Origin of the sequence: Kitasatospora sp. NPDC049258 (assembly GCF_040678895.1) — a bacterium.
In the GTDB taxonomy this organism is placed as follows: Bacteria; Actinomycetota; Actinomycetes; order Streptomycetales; family Streptomycetaceae; genus Kitasatospora.
The window spans coordinates 47,352-64,581 of record NZ_JBFAQT010000035.1; the positions used below are offsets into that span (position 1 = coordinate 47,352).

General features: G+C 72.1%; 9 protein-coding genes. 8 read left to right on the forward strand and 1 reads right to left on the reverse strand.

Going from position 1 to position 17,230, the window contains the following annotated elements; genetic code table 11:
* Nucleotides 1-86: 86 nt before the first annotated feature.
* Complete coding sequence (locus AB0K43_RS24565; RefSeq protein ID WP_363643230.1) at nt 87-2,948, forward strand: SpoIIE family protein phosphatase; 2,862 nt, start codon at nt 87-89, stop codon at nt 2,946-2,948.
* 21 nt (nt 2,949-2,969) lie between these two features.
* Here AB0K43_RS24565 and AB0K43_RS24570 read toward each other — a convergent pair whose 3' ends face one another.
* Nucleotides 2,970-5,735, reverse strand: a complete 2,766-nt coding sequence (locus AB0K43_RS24570) for a PKD domain-containing protein (protein WP_363643232.1) — start codon at nt 5,733-5,735, stop codon at nt 2,970-2,972.
* A 306-nt stretch (nt 5,736-6,041) separates the two neighbouring features.
* On the opposite strand from AB0K43_RS24570, the gene AB0K43_RS24575 reads away from it, so the two are divergent.
* From AB0K43_RS24575 to AB0K43_RS24605, 7 genes are all read left to right on the forward strand, one after another.
* A complete protein-coding gene (locus AB0K43_RS24575) occupies nt 6,042-8,528 on the forward strand; it encodes a SpoIIE family protein phosphatase (protein WP_363643254.1) in 2,487 nt (828 codons plus the stop codon).
* Between the two features lie 119 nt (nt 8,529-8,647).
* Nucleotides 8,648-10,387 (forward strand): ABC transporter family substrate-binding protein, encoded by a 1,740-nt coding sequence (locus tag AB0K43_RS24580; protein WP_363643234.1) that lies wholly within the window; start codon nt 8,648-8,650, stop codon nt 10,385-10,387.
* A 310-nt stretch (nt 10,388-10,697) separates the two neighbouring features.
* Nucleotides 10,698-12,566 carry a translational GTPase TypA gene (gene typA, locus AB0K43_RS24585; RefSeq protein WP_363643236.1) on the forward strand — a complete coding sequence of 623 codons (1,869 nt, stop codon included), beginning with the start codon at nt 10,698-10,700 and terminating at the stop codon, nt 12,564-12,566.
* A gap of 422 nt (nt 12,567-12,988) precedes the next feature.
* On the forward strand, nt 12,989-14,623 hold the full coding sequence (locus AB0K43_RS24590) for an ABC transporter substrate-binding protein (RefSeq protein ID WP_363643238.1): 1,635 nt from the start codon (nt 12,989-12,991) through the stop codon (nt 14,621-14,623).
* Nucleotides 14,624-14,760: 137 nt separating this feature from the next.
* Nucleotides 14,761-15,687, forward strand: coding sequence for an ABC transporter permease (locus AB0K43_RS24595; protein ID WP_363643240.1), 927 nt, complete (start codon nt 14,761-14,763; stop codon nt 15,685-15,687).
* Entirely contained in the window at nt 15,680-16,618 is a 939-nt protein-coding gene (locus tag AB0K43_RS24600) for an ABC transporter permease (protein ID WP_363643242.1), read from the forward strand. Before AB0K43_RS24595 ends, AB0K43_RS24600 begins: the two co-directional genes overlap by 8 nt.
* 17 nt (nt 16,619-16,635) lie before the next feature.
* The coding region (locus AB0K43_RS24605; RefSeq protein WP_363643244.1) for an ABC transporter ATP-binding protein at nt 16,636-17,230 on the forward strand (595 nt) is incomplete at its 3' end.

A 17,230-nucleotide genomic window follows, 5' to 3' on the forward strand; every position in this document is an offset into this window, starting at 1 on the left:
GAGCCAACCGGCCGCCGGGTGGTGAGCGCCCGCACCCCGGCGTCCCGCCGCGGTGCGCCGCCCGGAAGCCGGAGGCCCGGTAGGTGGTGAGCACGGGAAGCGGCGAGGGAGAGCGGGCCCAGGGCCTTCCCGGGCATGGGTCGCGGCGTGCTCCCCGGTTCGGCCTGCGCGCCGGTGGCGCCCGCGGCGGCGCCGCCGCCCGGGCCCGCCTGCGCGGACCGGCCCGCCCGCCCCGCGGCGAGTCGGGGGAGGACGCGCGCAGCGCCGACCGCCCTCCCGACCGGTCCGACCGCCCTCCCGACCGGTCCGTCCGCGGCCCGGCCGGCCCGCCCCCCGCGCTCACCCCGCTGCGCGGGCGCCCGACCCTCGGCTACCCGGGCCGGGCCGCCCCGGGCACCGCCCCGCCGCCGGGCGGGGCGCCGGTCGACCGGGCCAGGGGCAGCCTGTTCGATGTGGTGAAGCTCGCGGTCGCGATCCTGGACACGGCCGGCCGCGTGGTGCTGTGGAGCCCGGCGGCCGAGGAGATGCTCGGCTGGCCGAGCGAGGTGCTGGTCGGCCGGCTGATCGACGAGCTGATGGGCGACCCGGAGCTGGTCGCGCAGGCCCGGGCGGCGGTCCGGGAGACCCTGAGCCAGGGCCGCTGGCACGGCCTCACCGAGCTGACCGACCGGGACGGCACCCGGGTCGCGGTGGAGGCCCGGATCTCGCTGCTGGTGGACGGCGACGGCACGCCGTTCCTGCAGGTCGCGATGGCCGACGCGGCCACCCTGCGGGCCGTCGAGCACGACCTGGCGGTCCGGGACGCGCTGTTCGAGCAGTCGCCGCTCGGGATCGCGATCCTGGACACCGACCTGCGCTACACCGCCGTCAACCAGACCCTGGCCGAGATGAACGGCGTGCTGCCCGAGGACCACGTCGGCCGGACCACCGGCGAGACCCTGCCCGAGCGGGCCGCCGACGAGATCACCGCGATCCAGCGCCAGGTGCTGGCCACCGGCGAGCCGGTCATCGACGTCACGCTGGCCTCGCCGCTCACCGCCCGCTCCGGCTTCCGCTCGATCTCCTACAGCCGGATGACCGACCGCTCCGGGCGGGTGCTGGGCATCTCCGGCACGGTGATGGACGTGACGGAGCGCTACCGCGCGGTCGCCAAGGTCGAGCACGCCCGGCGCCGGCTCTCGCTGCTCAACGAGTTCGGCTCGCGCGTCGGCGACCTGCTGGACGCCTCCCGGATCGCGCAGGAGCTGGCCGGCGCCGTGGTGCCCCGGCTGGCCGACTACGCCGGGGTCATCCTGCTCCAGGCGGTCGCGCACGGCGACGACCTGCCGCGGCACGGCCACGACCGGCGGACCTCGCTGCTCCAGCTGGGCGTCGCCTCCGTGCAGGACGGCCCCGAGGTCGAGGCGATGCTCCGCAGGGGGGCCAGGATCACCTTCTCCGAGGACTCCGCCTTCGGCCGGGTGCTGCGCAGCGGCGTGCCCGAACTGCTATCCGGCAGTGACGAGTTGAGTGACATCAGCTACCCAGGCGATCCCAAGGTGCAGGCCGCCCACGACCTCGGGGTGCACTCCCGGCTGGTGGTCCCGCTGCGCGCCCGGGGGATCGTGATCGGCCTGCTGGTGGTCAGCCGGGCCGGGTACCGGGAGGGCTTCGACCGGGACGACCTGGCCTTCACCGTCGAGCTCGCCGACCGGGCCGGCTCCTCGCTGGACAACGCCCGGCTCTACGCCCGCGAGCGCACCGCCGCGCTCACCCTCCAGCGCACCCTGCTGCCGCAGCAGGTGCCGCAGCCGGCCGGGGTCGAGGTGGCCTACCGCTACGTACCGGGCAGCAGCGGCACCGAGGTGGGCGGCGACTGGTTCGACGTGATCCCGCTGCCCGGCGACCGCACCGCGCTGGTGGTCGGCGACGTGATGGGCCACGGCCTGCGGGCCGCCGCCACGATGGGCCGGCTGCGGACGGCCGTGCGCACCCTGGCCGGGCTTGACCTGGCCCCGGAGCTGCTGCTGCGGCATGTCCACGAGCTGGCCGACGACCTGGCCCAGGGCCCGGACGAGGCGCTCCTGGCGACCTGCGTCTACGCCGTCTTCGACCCCGCGACCGGGCGCCTGGTGGCGACCAAGGCGGGCCACATCCCACCGGTGCTGATCGTGCCGAAGGACGACGGGACCAACCCCCCGCCGCAGGCCGGCGGCCCGCTGCCCGGCGGCGTCGGGCAGGTGCTCGACCTGCCCTCGGGGGCGCCGCTCGGGGTCGGTGGCGTCCCGTTCGAATCGATCGAGCTGGAGATCCCGGAGGGGAGCCTGCTGGCGATGTGCACCGACGGACTGGTGGAGTCGCGGGACAAGGACCTGGATGTCGGCCTCGGCCGGCTGCTCAGCGTGCTGGAGCAGCCGTACGCCTCGATCCAGCAGGCCTGCGAGGCGGTGCTGGACACCATGGAGCAGGGCCGCGAGCCGGACGACGTGGCCCTGCTGCTGGCCCGGCTCGGCCGGGGGAAGGCGGGGGTGCCGACGGCCGGCTGGACGCTGCCGGCCGAGCCCACCGCCGTCTCCCGGGCCCGCCGGCTGGTGCGCGGCGCGCTCGCCGAGTGGGCCATGGAGCACCTGACCGACACCGCCGAGCTGCTGGTCAGCGAGCTGGTGACCAACTCCGTCCGGTACGCCAGCGCCCCGATCGGGGTCCGCCTCACGCTCGGCGAGACCCTGCTGGTGGAGATCTCCGACCCGCTGCCCGACCCGCCCCGGGAGCGGCACGCGGCCGAGGGGGACGAGGGCGGCCGCGGTCTGGAGCTCGTCCGCCGCCTCGCGCTGCACTGGGGCGCCCGGGCGGAGGGGATGGGCAAGGTGGTCTGGTTCGAGCTGCTGCCCGCCGGCGAGGGCGAGGGCGGCGAGGGCGACGGCGCCGAGGCCGGGGGCGGCGAGGGTGCCGGGGCCGCGGAGTACTGAGGTCCGCGGCCCCGGGGCGGCTCAGGGGATGTAGCCCTGGAGGTCGACCAGGAGGTCGACGCTGCCGCTGTTGTTGGAGACCTCGATGGAGCCGTCGGAGCCCACCGGCACCATCGCCAGGTTCGCCGTCGTGGCGCCCGGGGCGACGTTGAGGTCGGACGCCACCGGCACGGACGAGCCGCTCGGGTAGGCGCCGAGCCAGCTGTCGGCCGAGGCGCCGACGGCGGTGAGGTTGACGATCACGGCGGCCACCCCCTCCGGGAGACCGCCTCGGCCGGCCACCTTGACCTTGACGGTGCCGCCGGCGCCCAGGCGCCCGCCGTCGGTCCTGGTGTCCAGCAGCCGGGTGGGCGCGACCGTCAGGATCGGGTAGCCGCCGCCGGAGCGCTCGACGTACAGGCCCTGGATGTCGGCGATCAGGTGCACGCTGCCGTTGTGGTTGCGCAGCGCCACCGTGCCGTCGTCCGCGATCGGGACGGTGACCTGGTTGGAGACCGTCCGGCCGGCGCCGAAGTTCAGGCTGGAGGCGGACTGCGGCGCGCCGGTGGTGCTCGCCGTGACGTGGCTGTCCGCGCTGCCCTCGGTCGCCGTGACGTTCAGCACGGCGACCTTGGCGTAGGAGGGCAGCAGGCCCGGGCCGCGGACCTTGACCCGGACCACGGAGTCCGGCCCCACCTGGCCCCTCGCGCCGCCGAGCCCGGAGCGGGTGTCCAGCGCCCGCAGCGGCATGGTCAGGCCCGCCTGCAGGGCCGGCCCGGAGGCGTCCGTCGTGTAGTAGCCCTGGACGTCGGCGATCAGCTGCACCTGGCCGTTGTGGTTGGACAGCGCCACGGTGCCGTCCGCGGCCACCGGCACCAGCACCGCGTTGGCCACGTCCTGGCCGGCCCGGACGTTGAGGTTGGAGGCGGTCGGCGCGGTGCTGCCGGGGAAGGCGGTGACGTGGGTGTCCGCGCTCGCCTGGGTGGCCGTGAGGTTGAGCAGCACGGCGGTCACCCGGCCCCCGGCCGGGACGCCGCCGCGCCCGGTGACCTGGAACCTCAGCACCCCGTCCGGACCGAGCGGCCCGGGCGCGCCCAGCGCGGAGCGGGTGTCCAGGATCCGCGCCGCCGCCACCGGCACGAAGACGCTGCCCACGGTGACCGGGTGGCTGGTGGTGGCCGAGCGGCCGTGGTCGTCCAGGACCGTCTCGGTGACGGTGTACGTGCCCGCGGCGGCGTACTCGTGGGTGTTCCAGCCGGGGACACCGGCCTGCTCCACCGCCGCCGTGCCGTCGCCGAAGTCGAAGGTGTACCGGGCCACCGGCCACGGGCTCACGGTGTCCGCCGCGCTCACCGCCACCCGCAGCGACCGGTCGTCGGGCCCGGTGCCCGCGGTGCCGCGGACCACCTGGAGCACCGGCCGGATCTCGGCCGGCGCGTCGACCGCGGCGGTCCGCGTGTACGAGGCCGTGCGGCCGGCCGTGTCGGTCACCTTCGCGGTGACCCGGTACCTGCCCTGGCGGGGGAAGGTGTGGGTGGTCGGGAGCACCGCGGGGGACAGCACGGGGCTGCCGTCGCCGAAGTCCAGCGAGCTGCTGGCCACCGGGTACCAGGGGGAGGTGATCTGCCCGGTCAGGACCACGTCGAGCGGCTTGCCGGGCTCGGTGCTCGCCGCCGCGAGGACGACCGCCGAGAGCGGGTCCTGCCGCTCGACGGCGCCGCGGTCGACCGGGCCCGGGCCGGTGCCCGAGTCGGCGACCAGCGGGTCGTCGACCCGGGGGTTGCCCAGCCGGTCGGTGTCCAGCATGCCGGGCGCGAGCGCGTCGGCCGAGTCGATCAGCGGGGAGCCCTCCGGCGTGTTCTCCCAGCCGCCGGTCCACGCCAGGTCGTGCCCGCCCTGGCCGGTGCCCGCGCGCAAGGACCCCGGATCGGGGTACGGCCGGCCGGCCCACAGGTACGCCGGGGCGGTGGAGCCGCCGACCACGTTGTAGTCCGCCGTGGTGCCCGGCACCGAGGCGGCCGACACCGACACGGCGACCCGGCCGGGGGCCGCGCAGACGGGCCCGGGCCGGGTCAGCAGGACGTTGTTCTCCACCGTCGAGCCGGCGGAGCCCCCCGCCAGCTCGACGGCCAGGCCGCAGGACTGCTGCACGGTGTTCGCGGTGACCACCGTCCCCGGTGCGTCGGTCACCGCGACCCCGCGCGGCGCCCCGCCGCTGATCTCGTTGGTGGTGAGCACCGTCCGCACCACTCCCGGGTCCACCACCACCGCGCCGGCGGCGGAGCCGGCGCCGGTCAGGAAGCTGCGGCTGACCGTGACGTCGGAGCTGCGGCCGGTCACCCGCAGCCCGCTGTCCAGCTCGATCCGGTCGAGCGTGATGCCGGTGGAGTCCGTCACCAGTACGGACTCCCGCGCGGTCGTCCGGGCCACCAGTGAGGTCAGCCGGACGTCGTGGACCCCGGTCAGCGTGAAGGCGTGCGGCTGGCTGCCGCCGACCCCCACCTCCTGCGGGGCGGTGGCGGTGAAGGTGATCGGCGCGGCCGGGGTGCCGGAGACGGTCAGCTCGACCTGCTCCGGGTACTCACCCGGGGCGATCCGGACGGTCTGCCCCGGCCGCACCGCCCGCGCGGCGGCCGAGACCGTGCAGTACGGGACGGCCTGGCTCCCGGCGCCCGCGTCGGAGCACCGCGGATTCTTACCGTCCACGTACAGGTTCTCGGCCTCGGCCTGCGCGGAGCCGGCCACCGGAAGGATGCCGGTGACCGAGAGTACGAGTGCGGCTACCGCCGCGGTGCGTGCTGATCGCACGTCTGTTCCCCCCTGGGACAAGCGATTTCGAGTTCTCGAAGCGCTGAGATCCTGCCAGAGCGGCAGGGAACCCGGCAGCTGCTTATACCGTCGGGACACAGGGTTCAGCTGCCCGATTCGATGTTGTGATGTCAGGGACGTGTGCGGGTGCGCCCTGATGATGAATACTCGGACTTCGAATATTCGGTCTTCTCGACATCCGGATGGGCACGGGTTGGAGGGGTCGGTCCGTTGAACAGTCTCCCGGCGCGGAACGCGACGAGTGGCAGCGGTCATGCCGCCGTGCCCGGTCAGCCGGGTGCCCCGATCGGGGCACGACGCCCGGTACCGGCACCCCAGCCGGCCGGCTGGGGCCGGGGCCCGGCCGGATCCATCTACGACTTCATCCGGGTCGCCACCTTCGCGATCGGCCCCGACGGCCGGATCAGCCAGTGGAGCGACCGCGCCGCGGAGTTCTTCGGCTTCCCCGCCGCCGACGCGGTCGGCGCCGACCCGATCACCACCTTCGTCCCCCGCGAGCTGTGGCAACGCGGCCGGGCCCGGCTGGAGCGGATCCTGTCCGGCGAGGAGTGGGTGGGCACCGCCCCGTACCGGGACATGGCCGGCGGCGAAGGCCTCGCCGAGCTCTACCTGATGCCCGCCAGCGCCGGCATCGAGGCCGCCGGCGCCACCTGCCTCGCGGTCGACCTCGGCCGGCTGCGCACCATCGAGACCGAGCTGGCCGCCTCCGAGGCCGTCTTCGGGCAGACCCCGACCGGCTTCTTCCTGTTCGACCCCCAGCTCGTCCTGCAGCGCGTCAACGACGCCTTCGCCGCCGTCGTCGGCCTGGCCCCGCCGGACCTCCAGGGGCTCGGCCCGGCCGACCTCTTCCCGGCCGGGGACGCCGACCGGCTCGCGGTCGCCCTGCGCAAGGTCCTCGACAGCGGCGTGCCCATCCTCGACCTGCGCTTCAGCGGCGCGGTGCCGGTCAACCGGGCCGCCGAGGGCGGCGAGCTCACCCGCCGGGACGAGAACCGCGCCTGGTCGATCTCGCTCTACCGGCTGAACGGCGCCGCCGGCCACCCGATGGGCGTCGCCGGCCAGGTCCAGGACGTCACCGGCCGGCACGTCGCCGAGCGCGAGGCCGCCGGCGTGCGCCGCAACCTCGCCCTGCTGAACGAGGCGAGCAGCCACATCGGCTCCACCCTCGACCTGGAGACCACCGCCAACGAACTGCTCGACGTGATCGTCCCGCAGTTCTGCGACGTGGCCAACGTCGACCTGTACACCGCCCTGCTCACCGGCGACGCCGGCCCGCTGACCGGCCGCCCCGGCGTCCTGGACGGCTGCGGCGAACTGCGCCGGGTCGCCGTGCGCAGCAGCGTCGGCAACGCCTCCTCGGTGTTCGGCGCCCAGGGCGGCACCGTCCAGGTCGCCGAGGCCGGCGGCACGCTCTGTTACCCGCCCCGCTCCCCGCACGCCCGCGCCCTGCGCACCGGACGCTCCACCGTCCCGCAGCCCGGCCCCGACCCGCTGCTGCGCTCGACCCTGGTGGTCCCGCTGGTGGCCCGCAACCAGGTGCTCGGCCTGGTGCAGCTGTCCCGCGCGATCGGCAGCGAGCCGTTCGACGCCCGTGACGTGGCGATCGCCGAGGAACTGGTCGCCCGCGCCGCCGTCTGCGTCGACAACGCCCGGCTCTACCGCCGCGAGCACGAGCGGGCGCTGATCCTGCAGCGCAGCCTGCTGCCCCCCGGCAAGCCGGCCGCCAGCGGTCTGGAGATCGCCCGCCGCTACCTGCCCAGCAACAACAACACCGAGGTCGGCGGCGACTGGTTCGACGTCATCCCGCTGCCCGGCAGCCGCACCGCCCTGGTGATCGGCGACGTGATGGGCCGCGGCCTGCGCGCCGCCGTCGCGATGGGCCAGCTGCGGACGGCCGTGCGCACCCTGGCCATGCTCGACCTGGACCCGGCCGAGGTGCTCTCCGCCCTGGACGAGATCGCCCGGGGCCTGGGCGACGACACCCAGTCGGGCGAGGAGATCTCCGAGGTCTACCTCGCCACCTGCGTGTACGCCGTCTACGACGCGGTCAAGCAGCGCTGCGTGTTCGCCAACGCCGGCCACCTGCCGCCGGCCCTGCTCGCCCCCGGCGAGCCGGCCCGGATGATCGAGGTACCGCCCGGTCTGCCGCTCGGCGTCGGCGGCGAGCCCTTCGAGGAGGTCGAGGTGACCCTCGGTGAGGGCACCGTGCTCGGCCTCTACACCGACGGCCTGGTGGAGTCCCGCAAGCACCAGCTGGACGAGGGCCTGCGGGCCTTCCGGGAGGCGCTCGACAACGGCTCCCGCGAGCTGGAACAGCTCTGCGACGAGGTGCTGGACGAGCTCAATCCGCACCACGGCGAGGACGACATCGCCCTGCTGATGGCCAAGGTGGTGCCGCTGGCGGAGGACTCGGTCGGCGACTGGAAGCTGCCCCCGCACCTCACCTCGGTCGCCAAGGCCCGCGAGCTGGCCTGCGGCTGGCTGCTGGTGCGCGGTCTGGACGAGCTGGTGGACACCACCGAGCTGCTGGTCAGCGAGCTGGTCACGAACGCGCTGCGGCACGGCCGGGGCGACATCCGGCTGCGGCTGCTGCGCGACCGCACCATGGTCTGCGAGGTCTGGGACGACGGCTACGCCCAGCCCCGCCAGCGCCGGGCCCAGGAGACCGACGAGGGCGGTCGCGGCCTCCAGCTGGTCAGTCTGCTCGCCGAGCGGTGGGGCAGCCGGCGCACCCCCAAGGGCAAGATCGTCTGGTTCGAGCTCGCGCTGTAGCCCGGCCGGGTGCTTTGTGCGCACCTCCCCGCCGTGTCGCCGCGGCGGGCGCCCCCGGCCGTCCTTCAGTGGTCTCCACCCGTGTCTTCGGGTCGGCTGACTATCCGACGGAGGAGCGCATGCGCGCCAACCAGGTCGTCGCGGCGGCCCTCGCCCTGCTCATGGCCGCCACCGCGGCCGGCTGCTCGGACGACCCCGCGCCCGCACCCGCCGCCGCCGACCTCGGCGGCACCGACCGCTCGACGGTCCGCGACGGCGGCACCCTGCGGTGGGCGGTGGACGCCGTGCCGGCCACCTTGAACGTCCACCAGAACGAGGCCACCGCGGACTCCGCCCTGCTGGCCCACGCCCTGCTGCCCAGCCTGTTCCGGCTGGACGCGCACGCCCGGGCCGGCGCCGACCGGGACTACCTGGAGTCCGCCTCCTCGACCCCGGCCGGGCAGCAGCCGCAGACCATCACCTACCACCTCAACCCGAAGGCGGTCTGGAGCGACGGCAGCCCGCTGTCCGCCGCCGACTTCACCGCCCAGTGGAAGGCGCTGTCCGGCGCCGACCCGGCCTACCGCAGCGACCACCCGGCCGGGTACCCGGCGATCGAGTCGGTCACCCAGGGCGCCGACCCGCACGAGGTCAGGGTCGTCCTGAAGCAGCCGTACGCGCCCTGGCGGTCCCTGTTCAGCCCGCTCTACCCGGCCGCCGTCACCGGCACCCCGGAGGCGTTCAACCAGCCGCTGGCGGACACCTTCCGCACCTCGGCCGGACCGTTCGAGGTGACCTCCTACGACAAGGCCGGCGGCAAGGTGGTGCTGGCCCGCAACCCGCACTGGTGGGGCGAGCCGGCCAAGGCGCAGGAGCTCGACTTCCTCGCCGTCCCGGCCGCCGACCGGCTGGACGCGCTCGACCAGGACCGCCTCGACGTCGCCGCCCTGACCTCCTCGGTGGACCGCGCCGTGCCGGCGGACAGCCCCGGCGCCGCCCCGCCGGACGCCGCCGCCGTGGCCGAGGCCTCCGCCCAGGCGCTCAAGCGCGCCGAGGCGCTGCCCGGGCTCACCCTGCACCGGGCCGCGGCCCCCGCCTTCACCCAGCTCACCCTGAACTCCACCCGGGGCCCGCTGACCGACCCGAACGTGCGCCGCGCGGTGGCCCGCGCGGTCGATCGGCAGAAGACCGCCACCGCCGCCCTCGGGCCGCTCGGCCTCAAGGCGGCCGCGCTCGGCAACCACCTGCTGATGACCGACCAGGACGGCTACCGCGACAACAGCGCCGCGCTCGGCACCACCCCGGCCGCCGAACTGCTCGACCAGGCCGGCTGGGCCGTGAACAACGGCACCCGCAGCAAGGACGGCAAGGAGCTGACCCTCGGCCTGCTGCTCCCGGAGGGCTCGGTGACCGCCCGCCGGACGGCCGACGAGCTGGCCACCGAACTGGCCGCGGCCGGCATCACGGTCAAGCCGCAGGAGGTCGCCCCGGAGACCTTCGTGGAGCAGCACCTGGCCACCGGGGACTTCGACCTGGCGCTGTTCTCCTGGCCGTCCACCGGATTCCCGGGCGGGGCCGAGCGGGCGCTGTACGCCAAGCCCCGGCCGGGCCCGGACGGGGTGCCGGTGGTCGGCCTCAACTACGCCAGGACCGGCAGCGAGGAGATCGACCAGCTGCTCGACCGGGCCGCCGCCGAGCTGGACCCGGGCGCCCAGCGCGACCTGCTCCAGCAGGCCGACGCCCGGATCTGGCAGGAGGCCCACTCGGTGCCGCTCTACCAGCGGCCCGACCTGGTCGCCGTCCGCACGACCGTGGCCGGCGTCGGCGCGTACGGCTTCGGCGGCCCGCGCTACCAGGATCTGGGCTTCCTCAAGGGCTGACCGGGCCGCCCGCGGTGGCCACCGGGTGGGCCGGTGGACACCGCCCGCCCGGTCGCTCCGGGCCGGCCCCGGCAGCGCCCGTTCGGGGCGGACACGGGTGCCCGGATTGTGATCTTGCCCCCCTCGGACCCCTCCGTTTCGGCTCGCATGGGTGGTTCCCCGTACGATAGGAGGAAGCCGTGGCATGTCGTGCCCGGCAGGTGGACCGGTAGTAGCAGGCGGTACGGCGGCAGCGATCAACAGGGGTCGTAGAGTCGCAGGGTCGCAGCCGGGGCGCCGTAACCCACGATTTCGGGAGAGTTCGCTCCGCATGCCCACGCGCAATGACATCCGCAACGTTGCCATCGTCGCCCACGTCGACCACGGCAAGACCACGCTGGTCGACGCCATGCTGAAGCAGGCCGGCGCCTTCGCCGCCCACCAGCACCTCGACGACCGAATGATGGACTCGAACGACCTGGAGCGCGAGAAGGGCATCACCATTCTCGCGAAGAACACGGCCGTGAAGTACCACCCCAAGGAGGGTGGCGCTCCGATCACGATCAACATCATCGACACCCCGGGCCACGCCGACTTCGGTGGCGAGGTCGAGCGCGGCCTGTCGATGGTCGACGCGGTCGTGCTGCTGGTCGACGCCTCCGAGGGCCCGCTGCCGCAGACCCGCTTCGTGCTCCGCAAGGCGCTGACCGCCAAGCTCCCGGTCATCCTCTGCATCAACAAGACCGACCGTCCGGACGCCCGGATCGACGAGGTCATCAACGAGACCTACGACCTCTTCCTCGACCTGGACGCCACCGAGGAGCAGATCGAGTTCCCGATCGTCTACGCCTGTGCGCGCGACGGCGTCGCCTCGATGACCAAGCCCGAGGACGGCACCGTCCCGGCCGACAGCGACTCGCTGGAGCCGTTCTTCTCGACGATCCTCGAGCACGTGCCGGCCCCGGTCTACGACGAGGAGGCGCCGCTCCAGGCCCACGTCACCAACCTGGACGCCGACAACTTCCTCGGCCGTATCGCGCTCTGCCGGGTCGAGCAGGGCGAGCTGCGCAAGGGCCAGCAGGTCGCGTGGATGAAGCGGGACGGCTCGGTCCAGCAGGTCAAGATCACCGAGCTGCTGATGACCGAGGCGCTCACCCGCAAGCCGGCCGAGGTGGCCGGCCCCGGCGACATCTGCGCCGTCGCCGGTATCCCGGACATCATGATCGGCGAGACCCTGGCCGACCTGGAGAACCCGGTCGCGCTGCCGCTGATCACCGTGGACGAGCCGGCCATCTCGATGGTCATCGGCACCAACACCTCGCCGCTGGTCGGCAAGGGCGGCAAGGGCCACAAGGTCACCGCCCGGATGGTGAAGGACCGCCTGGACCGCGAGCTGATCGGTAACGTCTCGCTGCGCGTGCTGCCGACCGAGCGTCCGGACGCCTGGGAGGTCCAGGGCCGTGGCGAGCTGGCGCTGGCCATCCTGGTCGAGACCATGCGCCGGGAGCTCTTCGAGCTGACCGTCGGCAAGCCGCAGGTGGTCACCAAGGTCATCAACGGCAAGACCCACGAGCCGGTCGAGCGGATGACCATCGACAGCCCCGAGGAGTACCTCGGTGCGATCACCCAGCTGATGGCGACCCGCAAGGGCCGGATGGAGACCATGACGAACCACGGCTCCGGCTGGGTTCGGATGGAGTTCATCGTCCCCTCGCGCGGCCTGATCGGCTTCCGCACCCAGTTCCTCACCGACACCCGCGGCACCGGTATCGCGCACTCCATCTTCGAGGGCCACGAGCCGTGGTTCGGCGAGCTGCGGATGCGCAACAACGGCTCCCTGGTGGCCGACCGCGCCGGTGTGGTGACCCCGTTCGCGATGATGGGCATCCAGGAGCGCGGCACGCTGTTCGTCGAGCCCACCACCGAGGTGTACGAGGGCATGATCGTCGGCGAGAACTCGCGCCAGGACGACATGGACATCAACATCACCAAGGAGAAGAAGCTCACCAACATGCGTGCGGCTTCCTCGGACACCACCGAGAACCTGGTGCCGCCGCGCAAGCTCTCGCTGGAGCAGTCCCTGGAGTTCTGCCGCGAGGACGAGTGCATCGAGGTGACCCCGGAGACCGTGCGCATCCGCAAGGTCGTCCTGGACCAGAAGGAGCGCGGCCGCACGGCCTCGCGCGCCAAGAAGAACTGACGCGGTAGCGGCGTCGGCCGGCCCTCCGCCCTCCGGGGCGGGGCGGCCGGCCGGCGCTTTTATTACGCTCCGTGGTCGACGCGCGTAGGACTTTCGCAGTCGATGACCGCTCAGTAGTTCGTTAATCGGACGTGACAGCCCGTCATTCACGACAACTGTCCGTTTCGACCCTGTCTGTGTATGTCCTGAATGTCCGTTTCTCGAAACTAACTGGCCACCCATGTGACCAAATTGAGATCCCTAGTGGTCATGTTCGTATCCGTGCGTGACCGATAGTGGGTTCAGTCGAGCTCGGGTCAAGGGTTACGCGCAGGGGTGCGCGCCGAACCTCGGGCGAGGAAAGCACCGTTCGGCCACGGCAGTGATGCCGGCCACTCCCGCGGTGCGCTCTCGTTTGAAACACGGATTCAGGAGGCACACCCATGCGCGGTGCCAGCCAGGCCAAGTGGGTCGTCGCAGCAGTCGCGGTCGCCCTCGCAGCTACCGCTTGCGGCAGCAACGGTTCGAGCGGCGGCGGTGCGAACGGCGCGGCCGTCAACGCCGCCGGTACGTTCAGCTACCAGAGCAGCGAGCCGCAGAACCCGCTGCAGCCGGCCAACGCCATGGAGGTCGGCGGCGGGCGCATCATCAAGCAGCTGTTCAAGGGTCTCGTGGACTACGACCCCACCAACGGCAAGCTGCGCAACCAGGTGGCCGACAAGATCGAGACCACCGACGCCACCAACTACACCGTCACCCTGAAGTCCGGCTGGACCTTCCACGACGGCACCCCGGTGACCGCGGCCTCCTTCGTCGACGCCTGGAACTGGTCGGCCAACACCAAGAACAACCAGATCAACTCGGACTGGTTCTCCGACATCGCCGGCTACGACGCCGTGCACCCGGAGAAGGGTGACCCGACCGCCGAGACCATGTCCGGTCTGAAGGTCGTCGACGACACCCACTTCACCATCCAGCTGACCGGCCCGGTCTCGTACTTCGAGTACAAGCTCGGCTACACCGCCTTCTCGCCGCTCCCGAAGGCCTTCTACACCGACCCGGCGAAGTACGGCCAGAACCCGATCGGCAACGGCCCCTACAAGTTCGTCTCGTGGGAGCACAACAAGGCGATCACCGTCGCCGCGTACGACAAGTACGCCGGTCTGGACAAGCCGAAGAACGCCGGCATCGTCTTCAAGAACTACTCGCAGTCCGAGGCCGCCTACAAGGACCTGGTCTCCGACAACCTGGACGTGCTGGACCAGGTCGACCCGAGCGACCTGGCCTCGTACAAGGCCGACCTCGGCGACCGCGCCGTGGACCAGGCCCAGGGCGCCATCCAGAACATCTCGTTCGCGATGTACCAGGACGGCTGGAAGCCGGTCGAGAAGGCCAAGGTCCGCCAGGGCCTCTCGATGGCGATCGACCGCGAGACCATCACCAAGACCGTGCTGAACGGCTCCCGCCAGGCGGCCAACAGCTGGGTCGCCCCGGGCGCGATGGGCTACAAGGACAACACCTGCGGCGACGCCTGCAAGTTCGACCCGGCCAAGGCCAAGCAGCTCGTCACCGAGGGCGGCGGCGTCCCCGGCAACAAGATCAGCATCGTTTACAACTCCGACGGCGGCCACAAGGAGTGGGTGGACGCGGTCTGCAACTCCATCCGCCAGTCCACCGGCGTGGAGTGCATCGGCGACCCGAAGCCGGACTTCAAGACCTCGCGCGACCTGATCAAGAAGAAGCAGGTCGAGAGCATGATGCGGACCGGCTGGGTGCAGGACTACCCGCTGAACGCCAACTTCCTGCGCGACGTCTACGGCACGGGTGCCGCGGCCAACGACGGTGGCTACTCCAGCCCGGAGTTCGACAAGTTCGCCGCCGAGGCCGACAAGGCCACCTCGGTCGAGAAGACCGCCGAGCTGTACCAGCAGGCCGAGGCCCAGCTGGCCAAGGACATGCCGGCGATCCCGCTCTGGTACTACAAGACCACCTCGGGCTACTCGAACAACGTCCAGAACGTGAAGTTCGACTCCTTCGGCGACCCGGTGTTCACCCAGGTCGAGGTCAAGCAGAAGTAATCAGGCCGGCACCGCACGGCTTGAACCGACATGGCCGGTGCCCTCCGCCCCACAAGGGCGGACCGGCACCGGCCTTGTCACGCCATAGAACCTCTGGATCGGGATGACGGCCCGTCAGAGCATTGGATGGAGGCATGATGGGGCGCTTTGTCGCGAGGCGACTGCTCCAAATGATCCCGGTCTTCCTCGGAACGGTCACGCTCATCTTCCTGATGACGCGGATGCTCCCCGGAGACCCGGCCGCAGCGATGTGGGGCGACAAGGCCGCAGACCCGGCCCAGCTCGCCGCGTTCAAGCACAAGATGGGTCTCGACGTCCCGTGGTACGAGCAGTACTACAACTACATGGTCGACCTGTTCCAGGGTAAGTTCGGGACGACCCTCTCCGGCCGCCCGGTGATCGACGTGATCTCCGACGCCCTGCCGGTGACGGTGCGCCTGGCCCTGCTGGCCTTCGCCATCGAGATCGTCCTGGGTGTGGCGATCGGCCTGTTCGCCGGCCTGCGCCGCGGCAAGGCGTTCGACAAGAGCACCCTCATCCTGACGCTGCTGCTGATCTCCATCCCGGTGCCGGTGCTGGGCTTCATCTTCCAGAACGTCTTCTCCACCCAACTGGGCTGGGTCACGCCGACCGTCCAGGACTCCGAGAACCTCGGACAGCTGGTGCTGCCCGCCATCGTGCTGGGTTCGCTGTCGCTGGCCTACGTCGCGCGGCTCACCCGCACCTCGATAGCCGAGAACATCAAGGCCGACTACATGCGCACGGCGGTGGCCAAGGGCCTGCCGAAGCGCCGGGTGATCGGCACGCACCTGATGCGCAACTCGATGATCCCGGTGGTCACCTTCCTCGGTACCGACCTCGGCGCCCTGATGGGCGGCGCGATCGTCACCGAGGGCATCTTCAACGTCAAGGGCGTCGGCAACGCGCTGTACCACGCGATCAACCTCAACGAGGGCGCGACCGTGTCCGGTTTCGTCGTCGTGCTGGTGCTCATCTACCTCGCCGCCAGCCTGATCGTCGACCTGCTCTACGCGGTCCTGGACCCGAGGATCCGGTATGCCTGACCTGACCGACACCAAGACCGAGATCCCCGCGCAGCGCGCGGCCGAGGCCCCCGCGGCCAAGCAGGAGAAGGCCCGCAGCCTCGGGCTGGACGCCTGGCACGACCTGCGCCGCCGCCCGATCTTCATCATCTCGGCGCTGCTCATCCTGCTGCTGATCGTGATCGCGATCGTGCCGGGCCTGTTCACCTCGGTGGACCCGCGCGCCGGCGACCTGCGCCTGCACTACCTGTCGAAGCCGAACTACGCGCACCTCTTCCAGGCCGACTGGTTCGGCTACGACGGCCAGGGCCGCTCGATCTACGCCCGGGTGATCTACGGTGCCCGCGCCTCGGTCGTGGTCGGCATCTGCGTGACCGCCGGCGTCACCATCCTCGGCGGTCTGGCGGGCATGCTCGCCGGGTACTTCGGCGGCTGGGTCGACACGATCATCTCCCGGGTCACCGACATGTTCTTCGGCATCCCGCTGCTGCTCGGCGCCCTGGTGGTGCTCAACGCCTTCACCTCGCGCACCGTGTGGAGCGTGGTCTTCGCCCTGGTCGCCCTCGGCTGGACCCAGATGACCCGCGTCATGCGCGGCTCGGTGATCACCGTCAAGCAGGCCGACTACGTCACCGCCGCCAAGGCGCTCGGCGCCGGCACCACGCGGATCATGGTCAAGCACATCCTGCCGAACGCGATCGCCCCGGTGATCGTGGTCGCCACCATCGCGCTCGGCGGCTACATCGCCACCGAGGCGACGCTGAGCTTCCTCGGCATCGGTCTGCAGGACCCGACCATCTCCTGGGGCATCGACATCAACTCGGCCCAGAAGGTGATCCGCACCGCCCCGTTCGCACTGTTCTTCCCCGCGGGCATGCTCAGCATCACGGTGCTGGCCTTCATCATGCTCGGCGACGCGGTGCGTGACGCCCTCGACCCCAAGCTGCGCTGAGAGAGGTGGCACGCACCATGACCACTGCGATCGAGAAGCCCGCCGAGGCCAAGGACCGCCTCGTCCCCGGCACCCCCCTGCTCGAAGTCCGCGACCTGCACGTGGAGTTCAAGACCCGGGACGGCGTCGCCAAGGCCGTCAACGGCGTCAACTACAGCGTCGCCGCCGGCGAGACGCTGGCCGTGCTCGGCGAGTCCGGCTCGGGCAAGTCGGTGACCGCCCAGACCATCATGGGCATCCTCGACATGCCGCCGGGCCGGATCTCCTCGGGCGAGATCCTCTTCCGCGGCCAGGACATGCTCAAGATGTCCAACGAGGAGCGCCGGAAGATCCGCGGCCGGAAGATCGCGATGATCTTCCAGGACGCGCTCTCCTCGCTGAACCCGGTGCTCAGCGTCGGCTACCAGCTCGGCGAGATGTTCCGGGTGCACCAGGGCGCCTCCCGCAAGGAGGCCAAGGCCAAGGCCATCGAGCTGATGGACCGGGTGCGCATCCCCGCCGCCGCCCAGCGCGTCGGCGACTATCCGCACCAGTTCTCGGGCGGTATGCGTCAGCGGATCATGATCGCGATGGCGCTGGCGCTGGAGCCGGATCTGATCATCGCGGACGAGC

What these genes read in the sequence shown, in the direction of transcription:
- AB0K43_RS24580 (WP_363643234.1), top strand. Translation starts at nt 8,648, where the DNA reads ATGCGCGCCAACCAGGTCGTCGCGGCGGCCCTCGCCCTGCTCATGGCC.
- typA (WP_363643236.1), top strand. Translation starts at nt 10,698, where the DNA reads ATGCCCACGCGCAATGACATCCGCAACGTTGCCATCGTCGCCCACGTC.
- AB0K43_RS24590 (WP_363643238.1), top strand. Translation starts at nt 12,989, where the DNA reads ATGCGCGGTGCCAGCCAGGCCAAGTGGGTCGTCGCAGCAGTCGCGGTC.
- AB0K43_RS24595 (WP_363643240.1), top strand. Translation starts at nt 14,761, where the DNA reads ATGGGGCGCTTTGTCGCGAGGCGACTGCTCCAAATGATCCCGGTCTTC.
- AB0K43_RS24600 (WP_363643242.1), top strand. Translation starts at nt 15,680, where the DNA reads ATGCCTGACCTGACCGACACCAAGACCGAGATCCCCGCGCAGCGCGCG.